This window comes from Pseudomonas sp. Y5-11 (assembly GCF_022368695.1).
Lineage (GTDB): Bacteria > Pseudomonadota > Gammaproteobacteria > Pseudomonadales > Pseudomonadaceae > Aquipseudomonas > Aquipseudomonas parakoreensis.
Genome location: NZ_CP058974.1, coordinates 2,839,415 through 2,856,585, shown reverse-complemented (window position 1 = coordinate 2,856,585; position 17,171 = coordinate 2,839,415). Strand labels below are relative to the sequence as shown.

The following is a 17,171-nucleotide window of genomic DNA, read 5'->3' as shown; positions in this document are numbered from 1 at the left end:
GCTTCGCACTCCAACGGGAGCAAGCTCCCTCGCCACAGGTTGCTCGGCGGCCGCTGCGGATCTGCCAATCCCCGACATCCCCTCTAGGAGCAATTCCCGCAGAGGACTACAATCCCCACCCCGCCTCGATGGCCGACCTGCCCCGCCCATGTTGACCTGTTCCGTACACCCGCTGCCCTACCGTGCCAACCCCGCCGACTACTTCGCGGCCATCCGCCATGCACCCGGCGCCGTGCTGCTCGACAGCGGCCGGCCAAGTGCCGACCGTGGCCGTTATGACCTGCTCAGCGCCTGGCCGCTGGCACAACTGGCGGTGTTGCCCGATGAAAGCGGCGACGTATTCCTGCAACGCCTGCGGGATAATCTGACTCGCCTGGGCGAAGCGCAACTGCCTGCGAGCCATGAACTGCCCTTCGCCGGCGGCCTGATCGGCTATCTGAGCTACGACTTCGGCCGACATCTCGAGAATCTGCCGAGCCTGGCCCGGGACGATCTGCAACTGCCCGACGCGCGGTTCGGCCTGTACGACTGGGCGCTGATCAGCGATCACCAGACCGCCACCAGTCAATTGGTGTTTCACCCGTCACTGGCCGACAGCGAGCAGCAACGACTGATTGCGCTGTTCAGCCAACCGACCTCAGCGCCGCTGATGCCGTTCAAGCTGCACACGCCGATGACTGCCGATCTTTCGCCGGACGACTATCGCCAGGCGCTGGAGCGCATTCATCAATACATCCAGGCCGGCGACTGCTATCAGGTCAACTTCGCCCAGCGTTTCCGCGCAACCTGCCAAGGCGATCCATGGCTGGCCTACTGCGCGTTGCGCGAGGCTTGCCCGACACCGTTTTCCGGTTTCCAGAGCCTGCCCGACGGCGACGCGGTGTTGAGTCTGTCGCCAGAGCGTTTCGTCAAAGTCAGCCAGCGCCAAGTGGAAACCCGCCCGATCAAAGGCACTCGCCCGCGCGGCCTGACGCCTGCCGAAGACGCGGCCAACGCCGCCGAACTGCTGGCCAGCCCCAAGGATCGCGCGGAAAACCTGATGATCGTCGACCTGCTGCGCAACGACCTCGGCCGCACCTGCCGCATCGGCTCGGTGCGGGTACCGGAGCTGTTCAGCCTGGAAAGCTATCCGAACGTGCATCACCTGGTCAGCAGCGTGACCGGGGAACTGGCGGATGACCGCGACGCACTCGACCTGATCGCCGGCAGCTTCCCCGGCGGCTCGATCACCGGCGCCCCGAAGATCCGCGCGATGCAGATCATCGACGAACTGGAGCCGACGCGACGCGGGTTGTATTGCGGCTCGCTGCTGTACCTGGACGTACGCGGCGAGATGGACAGCTCCATCGCGATTCGCAGTCTGTTGGTCAAGGATGGGCAGGTGTGTTGCTGGGGGGGTGGCGGGATCGTGGCTGATTCGGATTGGCAGGCGGAGTATCAGGAGTCGATTACCAAGGTCCGAATCCTCCTCGACACCCTGCAAAACCTCTGAATGACGCAACCCCTGTAGGAGCTGCCGAAGGCTGCGATCTTTTGATCCTGTTTTTAAACAATCAAGATCAAGATCAAAAGATCGCAGCCTTCGGCAGCTCCTACAGAGGGATTGAGGGTTACAAGGACAGGTCTCGGTTCGAAGCCTTGAGTAATTCCTGCTTCAGCTCGGCAAACGTATGCACCGCCGGGAACTGCGGGAACTCGCGAATCACGTTGTCGGGCGCATGGAACAGAATTCCCGCGTCCGCCTCGCCGAGCATGCTCGTGTCGTTATACGAATCACCCGCCGCAATCACTCGGTAGTACAGGCTCTTGAATGCCAGCACCGACTGACGCTTGGGGTCTTTCTGACGCAGTTGATAGCTGGTCACCCGCCCACTGTCGTCAGTGATCAGGCGGTGGCAGAGCAAGGTCGGGAAGCCCAGTTGGCGCATCAGCGGCTGGGAGAATTCGTAGAAGGTGTCCGAGAGAATCACCACCTGAAAGCGCTCGCGCAGCCAGTCAACGAACTCCACCGCGCCGTCCAGCGGCTTGAGGGTGGCGATCACTTCCTGAATGTCCGAGAGCTTCAGGCCGTGCTCGTCGAGGATGCGCAGACGCTGCTTCATCAGCACGTCGTAATCGGGAATGTCCCGGGTCGTGGCCTTGAGGGATTCGATTCCGGTTTTTTCGGCGAAGGCGATCCAGATTTCCGGTACCAGTACCCCTTCAAGATCCAGGCAAGCAATTTCCACAAGACACTCCCGTTTGTAGTGATTATCGAGTCGAGCGAGCCCGAACTCTAGCGACTCCCCCGCGACCGCGCAACGCAGCGGGCGCCCCTTACTCCGCCGCTTTTTGTTACCATCGGCGCCATATAGAGCGCCCAGCGCCACCGACCTGTAGGAAGCCGCCCTGATGAGCCCAACGTTCGATGTCGTGGAACTCGCCACGACCTATGCCAACAAATCCGCCCAGGACATCCTGAAACTCGCGTTCGCCGAGTTCGGTGATGAACTGTGGATCTCTTTCAGTGGCGCCGAGGATGTGGTGCTGGTGGACATGGCCTGGAAGCTGAACAAGAACGTCAAGGTGTTCAGCCTCGACACCGGCCGCCTGCATCCGGAAACCTATCGCTTCATCGATCAGGTGCGCGAGCACTACAAGATCGATATCGAACTGGTGTCGCCGGACTACACGAAACTCGAACCGTTCGTGAAGGAAAAAGGCCTGTTCAGCTTCTACAGGGACGGTCATGGCGAATGCTGCGGCATCCGCAAGATCGAGCCGCTGCGCCGCAAACTGTCTGGCGTCAAAGCCTGGGCCACTGGCCAGCGTCGCGACCAGAGCCCGGGCACCCGCAGCGCCGTGGCGGTGCTGGAAATCGACACCGCGTTCTCCACCCCGGAACGCACCCTGTACAAATTCAACCCGCTGGCGCAAATGACCAGCGAAGAGATCTGGGGCTACATCCGCATGCTTGAGCTGCCCTACAACAGCCTGCATGAGCGCGGTTTCATCAGCATCGGCTGCGAACCCTGCACCCGCCCGGTCCTGCCGAACCAGCACGAACGCGAAGGCCGCTGGTGGTGGGAAGAAGCCACGCAGAAAGAGTGCGGGCTGCATGCGGGAAATATCATCAGCAAGGCGTAAATCTCTGCCTCAATGATGCCCCCTGTGGGAGCGAGCTTGCTCGCGAAAGCGTTCTGACAGTCACCGGATTTGTTGACTGGAAAGACGCCTTCGCGAGCAAGCTCGCTCCCACATTTGCTTTGTGGTGCCATGAAAAAATGTGTACACACGAATGTCACCATCGGTGCCATTTATGTGTGCACTTTTTGTTTTAGCGCCCTGAAAAGTTACATCCCTTGGCAAAACACCTCTGTCTTGCCACCTGCGCAAAATCCCCCGCAAAAAATAAATACCTGTTCAATCGGTCAATTTATAACCAAATATTTTCAACCACTTAGCGTTCATTGATAACTTTTCGAAATGAGCGCAGCGCTCCATAGATCGCTAACTGGCACAGATCTGGCTTTGGTGCATACATGTTTTGTATACAAAACTGCAAAACATCTATCCACACTTTCGATCCGCAAGCCTGAAGCGCCCTATCCCGTACAGGCTGCAGATGCCCCGTAACCAGTGATGTCTGCTGGCCGCGACGAAGATTTGTCGAGCCCTGAGCTCATGCACAGTCATCGCGGCCCCGCCCATCAGGAGCCTGCCGGAATGCGTACAAGTCTCTCCAACAACATCGCGTTGAATCTGCCCGCCTCTGCCCTCGACCAACCATCGCCCGACGCGGCTCTGGCCGCCCCGCTACAACTGAGCCCACGCCTGCACAACAGTGACCTCGCACCGACCCGGGCCGAAGGTCGGCGCTGGGGCAAATACAGCATCTTCGCCCTGTGGACCAACGATGTGCACAACATCGCCAACTACTCGTTCGCCATCGGCCTGTATGCGTTGGGCCTGGGCGGCTGGCAGATTCTGCTGTCGCTGGGGATCGGTGCGGCGCTGGTGTACTTCTTCATGAACCTGTCCGGCTATATGGGGCAGAAAACCGGGGTGCCGTTTCCGGTGATCAGCCGGATCAGTTTCGGCATTCACGGCGCGCAGATTCCGGCATTGATTCGCGCGGTAATCGCCATCGCCTGGTTCGGCATTCAGACGTATCTGGCGTCGGTGGTATTTCGCGTGTTGCTGACAGCGATTCACCCCGGGTTCGCCGATTACGACCACAACTCGATTCTCGGCCTGTCAACGCTGGGCTGGGTGTGCTTCGTGGTGATCTGGTTCGTGCAACTGGCGATCCTCGCCTATGGCATGGAAATGGTCCGCCGTTACGAAGCCTTTGCCGGGCCGGTGATTCTGCTGACCGTCGCCGCGCTCGCCGCGTGGATGTACACCCAGGCCATTGCGACCATCGCCTGGTCGATCCGCGACCCGCTGACCGGTGGCGAGATGTGGCGCAACATCTTTGCCGGCGGCGCGCTGTGGCTGGCGATCTACGGCACGCTGATCCTGAATTTCTGCGACTTCGCCCGCTCCTCGCCATGCCGCAAAACCATCAAGGTCGGCAATTTCTGGGGCCTGCCGGTAAATATTCTGGTGTTCGCTGCCATCACCGTCCTGCTCTGCGGCGCGCAATTTCAGATCAACGGGCGGGTCATCGAAAGCCCGACCGAAATCATCGCTTCGATTCCCAACACATTCTTTCTGGTGCTCGGTTGCCTGGCGTTCCTGATCGTCACCGTGGCGGTGAACATCATGGCCAACTTCGTCGCCCCGGCCTTCGTGCTCAGCAACCTGGCGCCGAAATACCTGACCTTCCGCCGCGCCGGGCTCATCAGCGCGACCATCGCCGTGCTGATCCTGCCGTGGAACCTCTACAACAGCCCACTGGTAATCGTGTATTTCCTCTCAGGCCTCGGCGCCCTGCTCGGCCCGTTGTACGGCGTGATCATGGTCGACTACTGGCTGATCCGCAAAGGCCGGATCCACGTCCCGCAGTTGTACAGCGAAGATCCCGACGGTGCCTATTACTACAGCCGCGGGGTGAATTTCCGCGCGGTGGCGGCGTTCATTCCGGCAGCGCTGATTGCCATCGTCCTGGCGCTGGTCCCGGGTTTCCAAAGCATTTCGCCATTCTCCTGGCTGGTGGGTGCCGGCATCGCCGCCCTGCTCTACCTGATCATCGCCAAGCGTCAGCCGCACTACGCCGACGTCAGCGGCGAATCCATCGCCGTCGATAACGTCAGCCATTAATTTCCTCGCGGCCCGGACTTCGGGCCGCTGAACTGCCCGCAATAAGGACTTCTCATGCGTATTCTTGTGGTCAACGTCAACACCACCGAATCCATCACCCAGGCCATCGCCCGCTCGGCGCAAGCGGTCGCTGCCCCCGGTACGGAAATCGTCGGTCTGACGCCGTTCTTCGGCGCCGACTCGGTGGAAGGCAATTTCGAAAGTTATCTGGCGGCCATCGCCGTGATGGATCGGGTGATGTCCTACGACCAGCCTTTCGACGCGGTGATTCAAGCGGGTTACGGCGAACACGGTCGCGAAGGTTTGCAGGAACTGCTGAACGTTCCGGTGGTGGACATCACCGACGCCGCCGCCAGCACTGCGATGTTTCTCGGCCACGCCTATTCGGTGGTCACGACGCTGGATCGCACCGTGCCGCTGATCGAGGATCGGCTGAAACTGTCCGGCTTGTGGGATCGCTGTGCATCGGTGCGGGCCAGCGGTCTGGCGGTGCTGGAACTGGAGCACGAGCCACAACGGGCGCTGGAAGCCATCGTGCAACAGGCGGAACTGGCGGTGACCCAGGACAAGGCCGAAGTGATCTGTCTGGGCTGCGGCGGCATGGCCGGGCTGGACGAACAGATCCGCCGCCGTACCGGGGTGCCGGTGGTGGATGGCGTGACGGCGGCGGTGACCATTGCTGAATCGCTGGTGCGGCTGGGGTTGTCGACGTCCAAAGTGCGGACTTATGCGACGCCGCGGCCGAAACAGATCATTGGCTGGGCGGAGCGGTTTGCCCGGTAGACCGCGTTATCGTTTATCGCGAGCAGGCTCGCTCCCACAGGTTTCGCGTTGTACCATCATGTGAACGACGAAGAACCTGTGGGAGCGTGGCTTGCCCGCGATGGCCACACCTCGGTCCCAAAGTCCTGCTCAAACAGCACTGAACCGCCGGGCCAACCCCCGCTCTGCAAACTGCTCAATCACAAAATCGACAAACGCCCGAGTCTTGCCTGGCAACAATTTATGCTCGGCGTAGTAGATCGAAATGTTGCCGTCATCGATGTACCAGTCCGGCAGTACGCGCTGCAATGTGCCAGCCTCCAGATACCCCACGGCAAACGGCATGCTGACCAGCGCGATTCCCAGCCCCTGCGCTGCCGTGGCGCAGGCGGCTTCGGAGTCGCTCATGGTCATTCGCGTCTTCAGGGTCAAGGGCTGACAGAGCTGACTGCCGCTGCTGATCAACTGCCAGGAGCGCACGCGACCGGTTTGCGGCGAACGAATCAGGATGCCATCGTGACGTTGCAGGTCGTCCGGTTCGGCAATCGCCTCGTGCTTTTGCAGGTAGTCAGCAGACGCCACCAACACACGATGCGCGGGTGCCAACTTGCGTGCGACCACGCCTTGGGGCAATTCAAAGCCCCCGCCAATCGCCGCGTCGAAACCCTGTCCAATCAAATCGACCTGACGGTTATCAAAATGCCAGTCCGGGTTGATCGCCGGAAACCGACGTAAAAACTCTTGCAGCAACGGCACGATGTACAAACGCCCGAATACCGTGCCCATGCTGACTTTTAACGTCCCCGCCGGCAGTCCTTCCACACTCGACAGATTGGCCACCGCATTCTGAATCGTCGTCAGACTGCCACTGACCTGACTCAAAAACAGCTTGCCGGCCTCGGTCAGGGTCAGGCTGCGTGTACTACGCTGGAACAGCCGTACACCGAGCCGCACCTCGAGCTTCGCCACACTCTTGCCGACGGCGGCCGGGGTCAGGCTCAAGCGCCGGGCGGCCTCGGCAAAGCTGCCGACTTCGGCGCTGCGCACGAAGCATTCGATACTGCTGAAAGTTTCCATGATCGCCACTATAAACTTCTGGTTTACACAGACTATAGCAATCATGGTCTACACGGTTGTCGATGCGAGGCCGATACTCGGCTCCAACAACAAGGCACCCCGCCTTGAATTTTCTGGAGATCGAACATGACCACTCAACACCTCAGCGGCAAAGTCGCTCTGATTCAAGGCGGTTCCCGTGGTATCGGCGCCGCCATCGTCAAACGTCTGGCCGCCGAAGGCGCCGCTGTCGCCTTCACCTACGTCAGCTCCACCGCCAAGGCCGAAGAATTGCAAAACAGCATCACCGCCAACGGCGGCAAAGCGTTGGCGATCAAGGCCGACAGCGCCGACGAAGGCGCTATCCGCAACGCCGTCAGCGCCACCGTCGACGCCTTTGGCCGCCTGGATATTCTGGTGAACAACGCCGGCGTCCTGGCCATCGCGCCGCTGGAAGACTTCAAACTCGAAGACTTCGACCAGACGCTGGCGATCAACGTACGCAGCGTGTTCATCGCGTCTCAGGAAGCCGCCAAGCACATGGGCGAAGGCTCGCGCATCGTCAACATCGGCAGTACCAACGCCGACCGCATGCCCTTCGGCGGTGGCGGTGTGTACGCGATGAGCAAATCAGCACTGGTCGGTCTGACCAAAGGCCTGGCCCGCGACCTCGGCCCGCGCGGCATCACCATCAACAACGTGCAACCCGGCCCGGTCGACACCGACATGAACCCCGCGCACGGTGATTTCGCTGAAAGCCTGATCCCGCTGATGGCGGTGGGCCGTTACGGCACTGCCGATGAAATCGCCGGTTTCGTCGCCTATCTGGTGGGCCCGGAAGCCGGCTACATCACCGGTGCCAGTTTGACCATCGACGGTGGTTTCGGCGCCTGATTGCGCTGAATCCCGGATACAAAAAACGCCGCACTTCTTTACAGAGGGCGGCGTTTTTTATGGGCGCGTTACTGGGGGCTCAAGCCCACTCCAGCGCTGGCAAACCGCAGGCACTCGGGGTGAATGCCTTGAGCGTGCGCAGAATCCCGTCGGCGTGAGCGTATTTTTCATCAGCCATGGCCGCGTCGGGAATCGCGATGGCCGTCATCCCCGCCGCTTTCGCCGCGGTAACGCCAAACGGCGAATCCTCGAACACCAGGCAATCCTCAGGCGCGACACCCAGACGCCGGGCCGCAGTGAGGAAGATGTCCGGCGCCGGCTTGGCTGCGCCGACTTCCGGGTCGTCCGCCGTGACAATGAAGTCGAACAGCGCAAACCAGTCGCGGTGCAAGGTGGTTTTCTGGCCGAACGACTGTCGCGACGAACTGGTGCCCACGGCGATCGGGATGTTGTGTGCCTTGAGGTGGCGAATCAGCTCCTCCGCGCCCGGCATCGCCTGAGCATTGGGAAAGCGTTCACGCATCAGCGGCTCGCGGATCACCAGAAACTCTTCAGCGCTGATCGGCAGATCAAGCGCCTGCACCACGTAGTTCGCCAGATCATTGGCGCCGCGACCGATGATGTTCTGTTTAACGCTCCAGTCGAAGGTCCGCCCGTAACGCTCGGCAATAAGCGAGGTGACCTCGGTGTAGATGCCCTCGGTGTCCAGCAGCAAACCGTCCATGTCGAAAATCACGGCCTTGATCGGGCCAAACGTCTTCATCGGTGCATTCATCATCGGATCCGTTATCAAAAACATCCCGGGCGGCGCGGCCGGCGCCGCTGCTTGGATCTGATTAATGGGTTCAGCAGCATAGCGAGGCCAGCAGACATTGAGCAACGGGCAATGTCTACCGGCCGTGGAATGACTCGCTGATGTTTAGCGAAATGCCCTACAGATAACGCCTGATTTCCCGACTTTTTTACCTAGGTGCTGGCGAGACCTTCAGAATCACACCAGAGGCGCTACTCCTCCTCATCCTCCAACGGCAACTCATCCCGCCCTAAAGGATCCGTAGGAGAAGGCAGCGGATACTCCGGCGTTTGATCGACATCGTCATCTTTCTGCTCACCACCCATCTCCCACCTCCCAAGGGCCTGACAGAACCCCAGGCCCTAAAGACTCGCATCACCACCGATCAGGATCAAAAGAACAAGCAATTACTGCTCATCCTCATCCTCTTCATACTCCATGTCTGCTTCATCCGCATCATTCAACGGCACGGTCGCATCATCCATCAGCGACCCTGGATCCTCGTTGCCCGGATCATTGATAAACGGCAAACCGCTCGGGCCTTTTTCTTCCTTGCCTTCGGTTTCGGGCGTCATGGCAAACCTCTACGTCTGGTGGGTTGTATAACGTTCGAAAAGCCCTACAGCCAATCGTTCCAGTGTCCGACCGCCAGACACGAAAAACCCGGCACCAGGCCGGGTTTGCTTTCGAATATTCAATCAATGATGGCGGTTTTTATGTTTGTACTTGTTGTGCTTGTGACCACCGCCGGAATGCCCGCTTCCGCCATCGTCACCCAGATTGTTGCCCACCGCACCACCCGCTGCGCCGCCCAAACCGGCACCGATGGCGGAGCCGGTGGAGCCGCCCAGGCTATTGCCAACCACCGAGCCGCCGGCAGCACCCAAGCCACCGCCAATGGCGGCTTCGGTGCGATTGTGTTTATTCGCTCCGACCGCGCTGCCTGCTGCGCCACCGACGCCTGCGCCAACCGCGGCACCAGTGCTGCCGCCGAGCTGGCCACCGACCACGTTACCGAGCACACCGCCCAGTCCGCCACCGACGGCGGCGCTACCATCGCCGGCGGCCATCGCACCTTGGGCGACCAGTAATCCGAAAAACAGTGCAGATAATGACAAACGCATTTGAACCTCACAGTTCCCGAATCGGGACGGAATGCCCACAGGGCCTATGTCAGATTGGAGACATTTTTCGGAAAAACGTTCAGCCATGAAAAAGCCCGGCGTCGAGCCGGGCTTTTTCTGACAAACGTTCGCAATCAGTGACGCTTGTGACCTTTGGACAGGTTGGCGCCGACGGCACCACCGGCAGCGCCACCCAGGCCGGCGCCAATGGTCGCGCCATTTCGGCCGCCCAGGCTGTTGCCGATCACCGAACCACCGGCCGCGCCGACACCACCGCCGATAGCCGCCTTGGTGCGGCTGCCTTTGCCGGCGGCCATCGCACTGCCGGCCGCGCCTGCAACACCGGCACCAATCGCCGCGCCAGTGCTGCCGCCCATTTTCTGGCCGACCACATTACCCAGCGCACCACCCAGACCGCCGCCGAGTGCCGCAGTGCCTTCACCAGCCACCGCACCTTGAGCAACCAGAAGCCCTAGAACCAGAGCGGGCAATGTTAGACGCATGACAAAAACCTCAAAAATAGGGAGATCAAAAGGGGCCGGGATTGAAAGCTGCCGACGCGCTGAAGTCCAGAAAAATCAGCTGCCGCCGAGCACTTGGCGCCGATTGGACAGCGATTTGGCAAAAGGTTTTATCGCAGGCAAAAAAAAGCCCGCTGGGGAGACGGGCTGGAGACTTGCTTTCTAACGGATGGCTTCACCCTACGTCCGTGGACGTGAAAAGTTTGTGAAAAAAAACCGAATCTGCCCTATCACTTGTAGGAGATTTCCTTTCATAAATATCAGGCATAAAAAACCCCGTTCATAGACGGGGTTGTTTGGTCTCACCTTACTTTCTTGACCGGGCCGAAACCTTCGGAAGGAATTTGGCTTTCGGCCCCTTGGGCGCGGTGGACTTGATCTTGCCGGTCTGCACCGGGTCCTCGCCAAAGCCCGATTGGTACTCCGTCTGGCCGCAACGGACACAGTTATTGAATGAAAACTCGGCTCCATCGTCTTCGATATACGGATCAGTCATAGCCTCTCCCCTTTGCAATAGATCGACACCGGCAAAGCCCTTTTGCCCGAAAAAATATCGACCTCCAAGGCTTTTGAGACTAGCCGGTCATTACTGGACTTGCGGTTCAGTTCGACCGATGCCCGACGAATGGCCTACACCTCTTCAACATCCCGTTACCCGAAGGCGCCCTAAAGCTTAAGGGATCCAAGCCATGGCGCTGACCTGCACAACCTCAACGCAACTTGACCGCTGTGCCGGTCGCGAACACCACAACCATGCCGCCCTTGCCCGCCGGCATACTGATCTCGAAATCCAGCCCGACCACCGCATCCGCCTGCAACGCTCGAGCCCGCTCCTTGATCTCGTCCGTCGCCTGAACCCGCGCCTCTTTCAACGCCCGCTCCAGCGTCTGCGAGCGCCCACCGAAAAAGTCGCGCATGCCGGCAAACACATCACGAATCACATTGACGCCCTGCACCGACTCCGCGCTGACAATGTCCAGGTACGCGGTGATCTGGCGGCCTTCGATGGCGTGGGTGGTGGAGATGATCATGGGAACAGTCCTTTTTTCTACTGATAAAGCGGCGATTGTAATGCGCTATGGAAAATCAGGCCGAACACTTGCGCAGCGGTTTAAAATCCAGACGCCAGAAACCACAAAACCCCTGATCTCTTTCGAAATCAGGGGTTCTGTGTATTGAATTTGGCGGTGAAGGAGAGATTCGAAGACGGTGCGGAACACAAGCCGCACTTTGTGTTCCTGAACACCAAAAACGGCCTGCCGCACGCCAATGATTTCGCGGTGCGCGATCGTTTCTTCAAGGCGCATTTGCTCGCTGCCGCCGTTCGCTACCGGGGACCCGGGCAGTGCCGGCACACCTACGCCAGTCAGTTGCTGACCACCGGGGGGGCGTCGATCAACTGGATCGCCGAACAGATGGGCCACACTAACGGGAACATGATCCGTCAACACTACGGGACGTGGATAAATGAAGACGGATCTGATGTGGTGGGGATGTTGCAAATGGCCTTGAAGCTGTCACCGGTTTCAGCTCTGCGCTGAATCCGCTGAGGCCAGCACTTTCGGAGAAGCCAGAAGGTCATGGAGTGGTAAGCCAGCCAGGGAAGGACTGGTTTCCACGATGCCAGAAAAAGGCCCCCACACCATGACCAGGTGTGGGGGCCGATTGAACATAGGGCGGAATTCAACGTATCAGGCGTCACAGCCTCCAAAGCGCCTCTGCATGGCGGTCTGTCGGTTGTGTTCCTTGGATGTGCCGGTCTGGCTGCCATCTGGCTGGCCTTTGCTGATACTATGCGCGAACACTCAGCGAAAACATAACTGAGCAGATTTTGTGGCTTGGCTTTATTGCCAGGCACAAAAAACCCCGTCCCGCGAGGGACAGGGTCTGGCGTTGTTATAGGGGAAAGACCGGCAAGTACTGACCCTACAACGACTAAACCGATGCCAAAGGCAGAGGTCGTGAGGGAAGTGTGGGCTATTGGGTATGGTATTACAATACCGTAATAGCTGTTGGCGGATAGCTGGCACTCCTTCTCGACCGTCTAGCGTTGGCGTCCTCTTCAAGGAACCAACCATGAGAGAGACGAAAAATCGCCGTGTTCGGCGTCGCACACCACAGCACCTCCGGACAGTCCACGTTAGCGCCTATAGCCGCAGTCGCTTTGGGCACCGGGAAAGCGTGTGTGAGCATTATCGTAGCCCCCCCTGGACTCAGTTGATGTTTGAGTTCTAGGTGGTAGAGGGGTAGGAAACTACCCCTTTTTTCTACTGAGAGCCGACTTAAACTATCCGGTTTTCGCTAACAATTGGGTTGAGTGTCCTTAAATGGGCCACTACTGCCTAACTGCACGATTTTCTATGACTGCCGTAGCCGCATAATCGCATTAGTAATCGCCTTTGCATTTGTGTCCAAGGTCTCCATGGCCACGAGTGCATTTTCTGCAACAGTCTCTGCGCCATTCTGTGAAAGCCACTTAGTGACCTCCTCCATCGCCGCACCCAGCGCATGCTGGTTATGCAGCAGCGTCAATGCATCGGCAGTGGCTATGTTGGAACCTGAGTCATTAGGCATGGAATTCGTCCCGGAAGTACGGTTTGCAGAAGCCTAGTTCATCTAATCGGCGACAAAGGCACGTACTCTTTCGAATGTTCAATTTGCGCACCAAAACAGTGCCCATTCCCATCTCAGTCCCATATGGCCTTTTTTCAGACGCCAAAAACCACAAACCCCCGACTTTCTCTAGGAAAATCAGGGGTTTGCGTTTACTGAATGTGGCGGTGAAGGAGAGATTCGAACTCTCGATACAGTTTCCTGTATACACACTTTCCAGGCGTGCTCCTTAAGCCACTCGGACACTTCACCGTATCTCTTCAAACATGTTCTGTCTGTCGAGGCGCGCTAATGTAGTCGAAAGCTTTTCTGATGGCAAACTTTTTTTCAGAATTTTCATGCGCTTAAGGCATAAAGGCGTTTCGCCCCACCTTGGGCGATGGCAAACCGGACAATCTCTGGTGACGGCCACCCTCTTATATAGAAGCAGAACGGCGTGCTACGCCGGGCGCGGCCGGAAACGGTGACTGGCGGGTCAGTCACGGCGCTTTACCTGGCCTGCGGTGGTGGGTAACGTCTGCCCATCTTTCTTACAAGGAATAGCGTCATGAGTGAGTTGATTGCCTACCACCTCGAAGACGGTATCGCGACCCTGACCTTGAACAACGGCAAGGTCAATGCCATTTCCCCGGACGTGATTGCGGCGTTCAACGCGGCGCTGGATCAGGCGAAGACTGATCGTGCCATCGTGATCATTACCGGTCAGCCGGGAATTCTGTCGGGCGGCTACGACTTGAAGGTGATGACCGCCGGGCCTAAAGAAGCCGTGGCGCTGGTCACTGCTGGCTCGACCCTCGCCCGCCGCCTGCTCTCTCATCCGTTCCCGGTGATTGTCGCCTGCCCTGGTCACGCTGTGGCCAAAGGCGCGTTCCTGCTGTTGTCTGCCGATTACCGCATCGGCGTCGATGGCCCGTTCAGCATCGGCCTGAACGAAGTGCAGATCGGCATGACCATGCACCACGCCGGCATCGAGCTGGCCCGTGATCGCTTGCGTCGTTCGGCGTTTCACCGTTCGGTGATCAACGGCGAGATGTTTGATCCGAAAAGCGCGGTGGATGCCGGTTTCCTCGACAAGGTGGTGGCTGCCGAAGAGCTGCAAGGTGCAGCCCTGGCAGCAGCGCGTCAGCTGAAGAAGATCAACATGAACGCGCACAAGAACACCAAGCTCAAAGTGCGCAAGGCACTGCTCGAAGCCCTCGACAACGCGATCATTCAGGATCAGGAGCATCTGGGTTAAACCCACGCTTCCCGAGCCGAAGAAAAGCCCGACCGTCGTGTCGGGCTTTTTCCTGCGCGTTTGGTTAATCAAGCATCAACGGCTCTAGGACGGGTCTGACGGTCGACTCGGAAACATGCGCTTAAACATCGCCTATCTCCGCACTCTATAGCAGCAATTGCCGAAAACAGTGCACATCCGTACACTGCGCCACCTTTTGTCCCGGTGGGGCCTGAAAATGCTGTTTGTGTTTCGTATGTTATTGATGGGCCTGCACTTTATTCTGGCCGGCGTGCTGGGCGTGATCCTCGGGCTGTGCCGTCCGTTCAACCCGGACAACAGCCGACTGTGCGCCCGCCTCTACGCGCTACCGGCCATGTGTATTTTGCGTTTGCGTGTGAAGGCTGATGTCGGCCCGTTGATGAACAAGCCCGACAGCTGCGTGATCGTGGCCAACCATCAGTCCAACTACGACCTGTTCGTGTTCGGCAACGTGGTACCCCGCCGGACCGTGTGCATCGGCAAGAAGAGCCTGAAATGGGTGCCGCTGTTCGGGCAACTGTTCTGGCTGGCGGGCAACGTGTTGATCGATCGTGGGAACGCGCACAAGGCACGCAAGTCGATGCTCACCACCACCCACACTTTGCAGCACGAAGATACGTCGATCTGGGTGTTCCCGGAAGGCACGCGCAACCTCGGTGAAGAACTGCTGCCATTCAAGAAAGGTGCGTTCCAGATGGCGATCGCCGCCGGTGTGCCGATCGTGCCAGTGTGCGTCAGCAGCTACATCAAGCACATGCGCCTGAACCGCTGGCGCAGCGGGAAAATTCTCATACGCTCGCTGCCGGCGATTCCTACAGCCGGGCTGACCATGGATGACATGCCCATGCTCATGTCCCAGTGCCGCGAACAGATGCGCGAATGCATCGCCGCGATGGATCAGCAGCTGCAAGCTGCGTGAAAAACCAACCCGCCTCGTGCGGGTTTTCTTTTGCCGGGTGAACTGTGCAGATTTCACTGACTCTCAAGCAGCGACACGGCTAAGCTGAAGCCTTGTATTCCCTGCCATCTGCCAAGAAGAAGTGAATCACCACCATGGGTCGAGTTGTTGCTGCTGCGGTTTACAGCGCCGGTAAGAAAGTCACCAATATCACACTTGACGAAGGCGCCGCCTGGGCCGCAAAAACCGGGCATTTTGTCTGGATCGGCCTGGAAGAGCCGGACGCTCAGGAGCTGGCCAATCTGCAACGCCAGTTCAACCTGCACGAACTGGCCATCGAAGACGCCCTGGAAAAACACAGCCGGCCAAAGCTGGAAACCTTTGGTGACGCCTTGTTTATCGTCACCTACTCGCCGATCCGCGAGCATGGGATTTTGCAGTTCATCGAAACGCATATCTTCGCCGGCAAGGGCTACATCATCACCGCCCGCAACGGCCACTCGGCGTCCTACGCGCATGTCCGCCAGCGCTGTGAGGCGCGGCCGCTGTTGCTCGAGCACGGCGAAGATTTCGTCCTCTATGCACTGCTGGATTTCGTGATCGAAAACTACCAGCCAGTCGGCGAAGCGATTCATGCCGAGATTGATGAACTGGAGCGCAACGTGCTGTGCAGTGCGTTGAACGAGCATGACATCCAGAAACTTCACGGCCTGCGCCGCGATGTGTTGCGCCTGCGCCGTTATGCAGCGCCGATGGTGGAGATTGGCGAGGAGCTGCAGAAACTGAGTTTCCCGTTCATCGACAAGAACATGCGCCCGTACTTCCGCGACGTGCAGATTCACGTCACGCGGCAGATGGAAGACCTGACAACGCTGGCGGACATTGCCAGCCAGACCATCGAGATCGGCGTGTTGCTGGAGGCGTCACGGCAAAGTGTGGTGCAACGCAAGTTTGCCGCGTGGGCGGCGATTCTGGCGTTCCCGACGGCGGTGGCGGGGATTTACGGGATGAACTTCCAGAACATGCCGGAGCTGAGCTGGCATTACGGCTATTTCGCTGTGCTGGGGTTTATCACGGTGGGGTGCGTGAGTTTGTGGGCGAGTTTCAAGAGGTCGGGGTGGTTATAGGGAAGCAAATGCAAAAGATCGCAGCCTGCGGCAGCTCCTACATTGGGATGGTGTACACCCTGTAGGAGCTGCCGCAGGCTGCGATCTTTTGATCTGCTATAAAGCAGCTTCTGGCTTGTGCGCCACAAACCGCATCATCCATTCCGCCACGGTGGTGCCATGGTGCTCCTGCTCCAGGCTGGCCACGCCTTTGGAATAGATCTGTGACCCCAGCGCGTCCTGGCGCAGATCCAGCAGTGCCCGCGAATAGTCGTGGATGAATTCCGGGTGGCCCTGGAAGCACAGCACCTGATCGTTGATGTGGTACGCGGCAAACGGGCAGAAATCGCTGGAGGCAATGACCGTGGCGTTTTCCGGCAACGCCGTGACCTGATCCTGGTGGCTGATCAGCAACGTCAACTCTTCTCGCACCGGGCTCATCCACGGTGCCTTGGCCGCCAGTTTGTAGTTGTGGGTGCCGACGCCCCAGCCCTGAGTGGCGCGCTCACTCTTGCCGCCCAGCAACAGCGCCAGCAGTTGATGGCCGAAGCACACGCCGAGCAGCTTGTCGCCACGCTCGTAACGGGTCAGCAGGTATTGCTTGAGGGTCTGGATCCACGGGTCGGTGCCGAACGAATCGGCCTTGCTGCCGGTGATCAGGTACGCGTCAAAGGTCAGGTCGTCGCTCGGGTATTCGCCCTGCATCACGTTGTACACGGTGAACTCGGCGGCAATCGGCTGCTGCGAGAACAGGCGCTGGAACATCTGCCCGTAACCCTGATATTGATCGACCAGTTCCGGACGCAGGATGTCGGTTTCCAGAATGCAGATGCGTAGCGACATAAAAAATACCTGACACGTGATGGGAATAATGAACACCCAGAGCCTGCCTTGAAACAGCC

General features: G+C 59.0%; 17 protein-coding genes, 1 tRNA gene and 1 pseudogene. 9 read left to right on the top strand and 10 right to left on the bottom strand.

Annotated elements, in window-relative coordinates:
* The first annotated feature begins 148 nt into the window (after window positions 1-148).
* Window positions 149-1,492 carry an aminodeoxychorismate synthase component I gene (pabB, locus tag HXW87_RS12925; RefSeq protein ID WP_239779013.1) on the top strand — a complete coding sequence of 448 codons (1,344 nt, stop codon included), beginning with the start codon at window positions 149-151 and terminating at the stop codon, window positions 1,490-1,492.
* A 118-nt stretch (window positions 1,493-1,610) separates the two neighbouring features.
* On the opposite strand, the gene thrH is transcribed toward pabB, so the two are convergent.
* On the bottom strand, window positions 1,611-2,228 hold the full coding sequence (thrH, locus tag HXW87_RS12920) for a bifunctional phosphoserine phosphatase/homoserine phosphotransferase ThrH (RefSeq protein ID WP_239779012.1): 618 nt from the start codon (window positions 2,226-2,228) through the stop codon (window positions 1,611-1,613).
* Window positions 2,229-2,391: 163 nt separating this feature from the next.
* On the opposite strand from thrH, the gene HXW87_RS12915 reads away from it, so the two are divergent.
* The 3 genes from HXW87_RS12915 to HXW87_RS12905 all read left to right on the top strand — a co-directional run bounded on the left by HXW87_RS12915 (window position 2,392) and on the right by HXW87_RS12905 (window position 6,027).
* Window positions 2,392-3,126, top strand: coding sequence for a phosphoadenylyl-sulfate reductase (locus HXW87_RS12915; RefSeq protein ID WP_047292986.1), 735 nt, complete (start codon window positions 2,392-2,394; stop codon window positions 3,124-3,126).
* A 579-nt stretch (window positions 3,127-3,705) separates the two neighbouring features.
* Window positions 3,706-5,244, top strand: coding sequence for an NCS1 family nucleobase:cation symporter-1 (locus HXW87_RS12910; protein ID WP_239779011.1), 1,539 nt, complete (start codon window positions 3,706-3,708; stop codon window positions 5,242-5,244).
* Window positions 5,245-5,298: 54 nt separating this feature from the next.
* A complete protein-coding gene (locus HXW87_RS12905; RefSeq protein WP_047292982.1) occupies window positions 5,299-6,027 on the top strand; it encodes an aspartate/glutamate racemase family protein in 729 nt (242 codons plus the stop codon).
* A gap of 129 nt (window positions 6,028-6,156) precedes the next feature.
* Here the strand turns inward: HXW87_RS12905 and HXW87_RS12900 are convergent, their stop codons facing one another.
* Window positions 6,157-7,083: a LysR family transcriptional regulator gene (locus HXW87_RS12900; protein WP_047293057.1), complete on the bottom strand. Its 927-nt coding sequence runs from the start codon at window positions 7,081-7,083 to the stop codon at window positions 6,157-6,159.
* A gap of 126 nt (window positions 7,084-7,209) precedes the next feature.
* Here HXW87_RS12900 and HXW87_RS12895 point away from each other — a divergent pair, with 126 nt between their 5' ends.
* The gene (locus HXW87_RS12895) at window positions 7,210-7,956 is read left to right on the top strand and encodes a 3-oxoacyl-ACP reductase family protein (protein WP_047292979.1); all 747 of its coding nucleotides are present in this window, start codon (window positions 7,210-7,212) and stop codon (window positions 7,954-7,956) included.
* Window positions 7,957-8,035: 79 nt separating this feature from the next.
* Here the strand turns inward: HXW87_RS12895 and HXW87_RS12890 are convergent, their stop codons facing one another.
* From HXW87_RS12890 to HXW87_RS12870, 5 genes are all read right to left on the bottom strand, one after another.
* Window positions 8,036-8,731 (bottom strand): HAD-IA family hydrolase, encoded by a 696-nt coding sequence (locus HXW87_RS12890; protein ID WP_131670036.1) that lies wholly within the window; start codon window positions 8,729-8,731, stop codon window positions 8,036-8,038.
* Between the two features lie 716 nt (window positions 8,732-9,447).
* The gene (locus tag HXW87_RS12885; RefSeq protein ID WP_041067599.1) at window positions 9,448-9,873 is read right to left on the bottom strand and encodes a YMGG-like glycine zipper-containing protein; all 426 of its coding nucleotides are present in this window, start codon (window positions 9,871-9,873) and stop codon (window positions 9,448-9,450) included.
* A 134-nt stretch (window positions 9,874-10,007) separates the two neighbouring features.
* Window positions 10,008-10,376, bottom strand: a complete 369-nt coding sequence (locus HXW87_RS12880) for a glycine zipper domain-containing protein (RefSeq protein WP_007960728.1) — start codon at window positions 10,374-10,376, stop codon at window positions 10,008-10,010.
* A gap of 325 nt (window positions 10,377-10,701) precedes the next feature.
* A complete protein-coding gene (locus HXW87_RS12875; RefSeq protein WP_007960727.1) occupies window positions 10,702-10,890 on the bottom strand; it encodes a hypothetical protein in 189 nt (62 codons plus the stop codon).
* 214 nt (window positions 10,891-11,104) lie between these two features.
* On the bottom strand, window positions 11,105-11,425 hold the full coding sequence (locus tag HXW87_RS12870; protein WP_239779010.1) for a YbjQ family protein: 321 nt from the start codon (window positions 11,423-11,425) through the stop codon (window positions 11,105-11,107).
* 183 nt (window positions 11,426-11,608) lie between these two features.
* Here HXW87_RS12870 and HXW87_RS12865 point away from each other — a divergent pair.
* Window positions 11,609-11,935: pseudogene (locus tag HXW87_RS12865) on the top strand (tyrosine-type recombinase/integrase); the annotation flags it as partial.
* An 817-nt stretch (window positions 11,936-12,752) separates the two neighbouring features.
* Here the strand turns inward: HXW87_RS12865 and HXW87_RS12860 are convergent.
* Window positions 12,753-12,968 carry a hypothetical protein gene (locus HXW87_RS12860; protein WP_041068925.1) on the bottom strand — a complete coding sequence of 72 codons (216 nt, stop codon included), beginning with the start codon at window positions 12,966-12,968 and terminating at the stop codon, window positions 12,753-12,755.
* A gap of 201 nt (window positions 12,969-13,169) precedes the next feature.
* Window positions 13,170-13,259 (bottom strand) — tRNA-Ser (locus tag HXW87_RS12855).
* A gap of 295 nt (window positions 13,260-13,554) precedes the next feature.
* Between HXW87_RS12855 and HXW87_RS12850 the strand changes: the two genes are divergently transcribed.
* The 3 genes from HXW87_RS12850 to HXW87_RS12840 all read left to right on the top strand — a co-directional run bounded on the left by HXW87_RS12850 (window position 13,555) and on the right by HXW87_RS12840 (window position 16,290).
* A complete protein-coding gene (locus HXW87_RS12850) occupies window positions 13,555-14,244 on the top strand; it encodes a crotonase/enoyl-CoA hydratase family protein (RefSeq protein ID WP_064586733.1) in 690 nt (229 codons plus the stop codon).
* Window positions 14,245-14,461: 217 nt separating this feature from the next.
* Window positions 14,462-15,184, top strand: a complete 723-nt coding sequence (locus tag HXW87_RS12845; protein ID WP_047292972.1) for a 1-acylglycerol-3-phosphate O-acyltransferase — start codon at window positions 14,462-14,464, stop codon at window positions 15,182-15,184.
* A 134-nt stretch (window positions 15,185-15,318) separates the two neighbouring features.
* Window positions 15,319-16,290, top strand: a complete 972-nt coding sequence (locus tag HXW87_RS12840) for a magnesium and cobalt transport protein CorA (RefSeq protein ID WP_027613314.1) — start codon at window positions 15,319-15,321, stop codon at window positions 16,288-16,290.
* Between the two features lie 96 nt (window positions 16,291-16,386).
* Here the strand turns inward: HXW87_RS12840 and HXW87_RS12835 are convergent, their stop codons facing one another.
* Entirely contained in the window at window positions 16,387-17,112 is a 726-nt protein-coding gene (locus tag HXW87_RS12835; protein ID WP_239779008.1) for an amidotransferase, read from the bottom strand.
* Window positions 17,113-17,171: the final 59 nt, after the last annotated feature.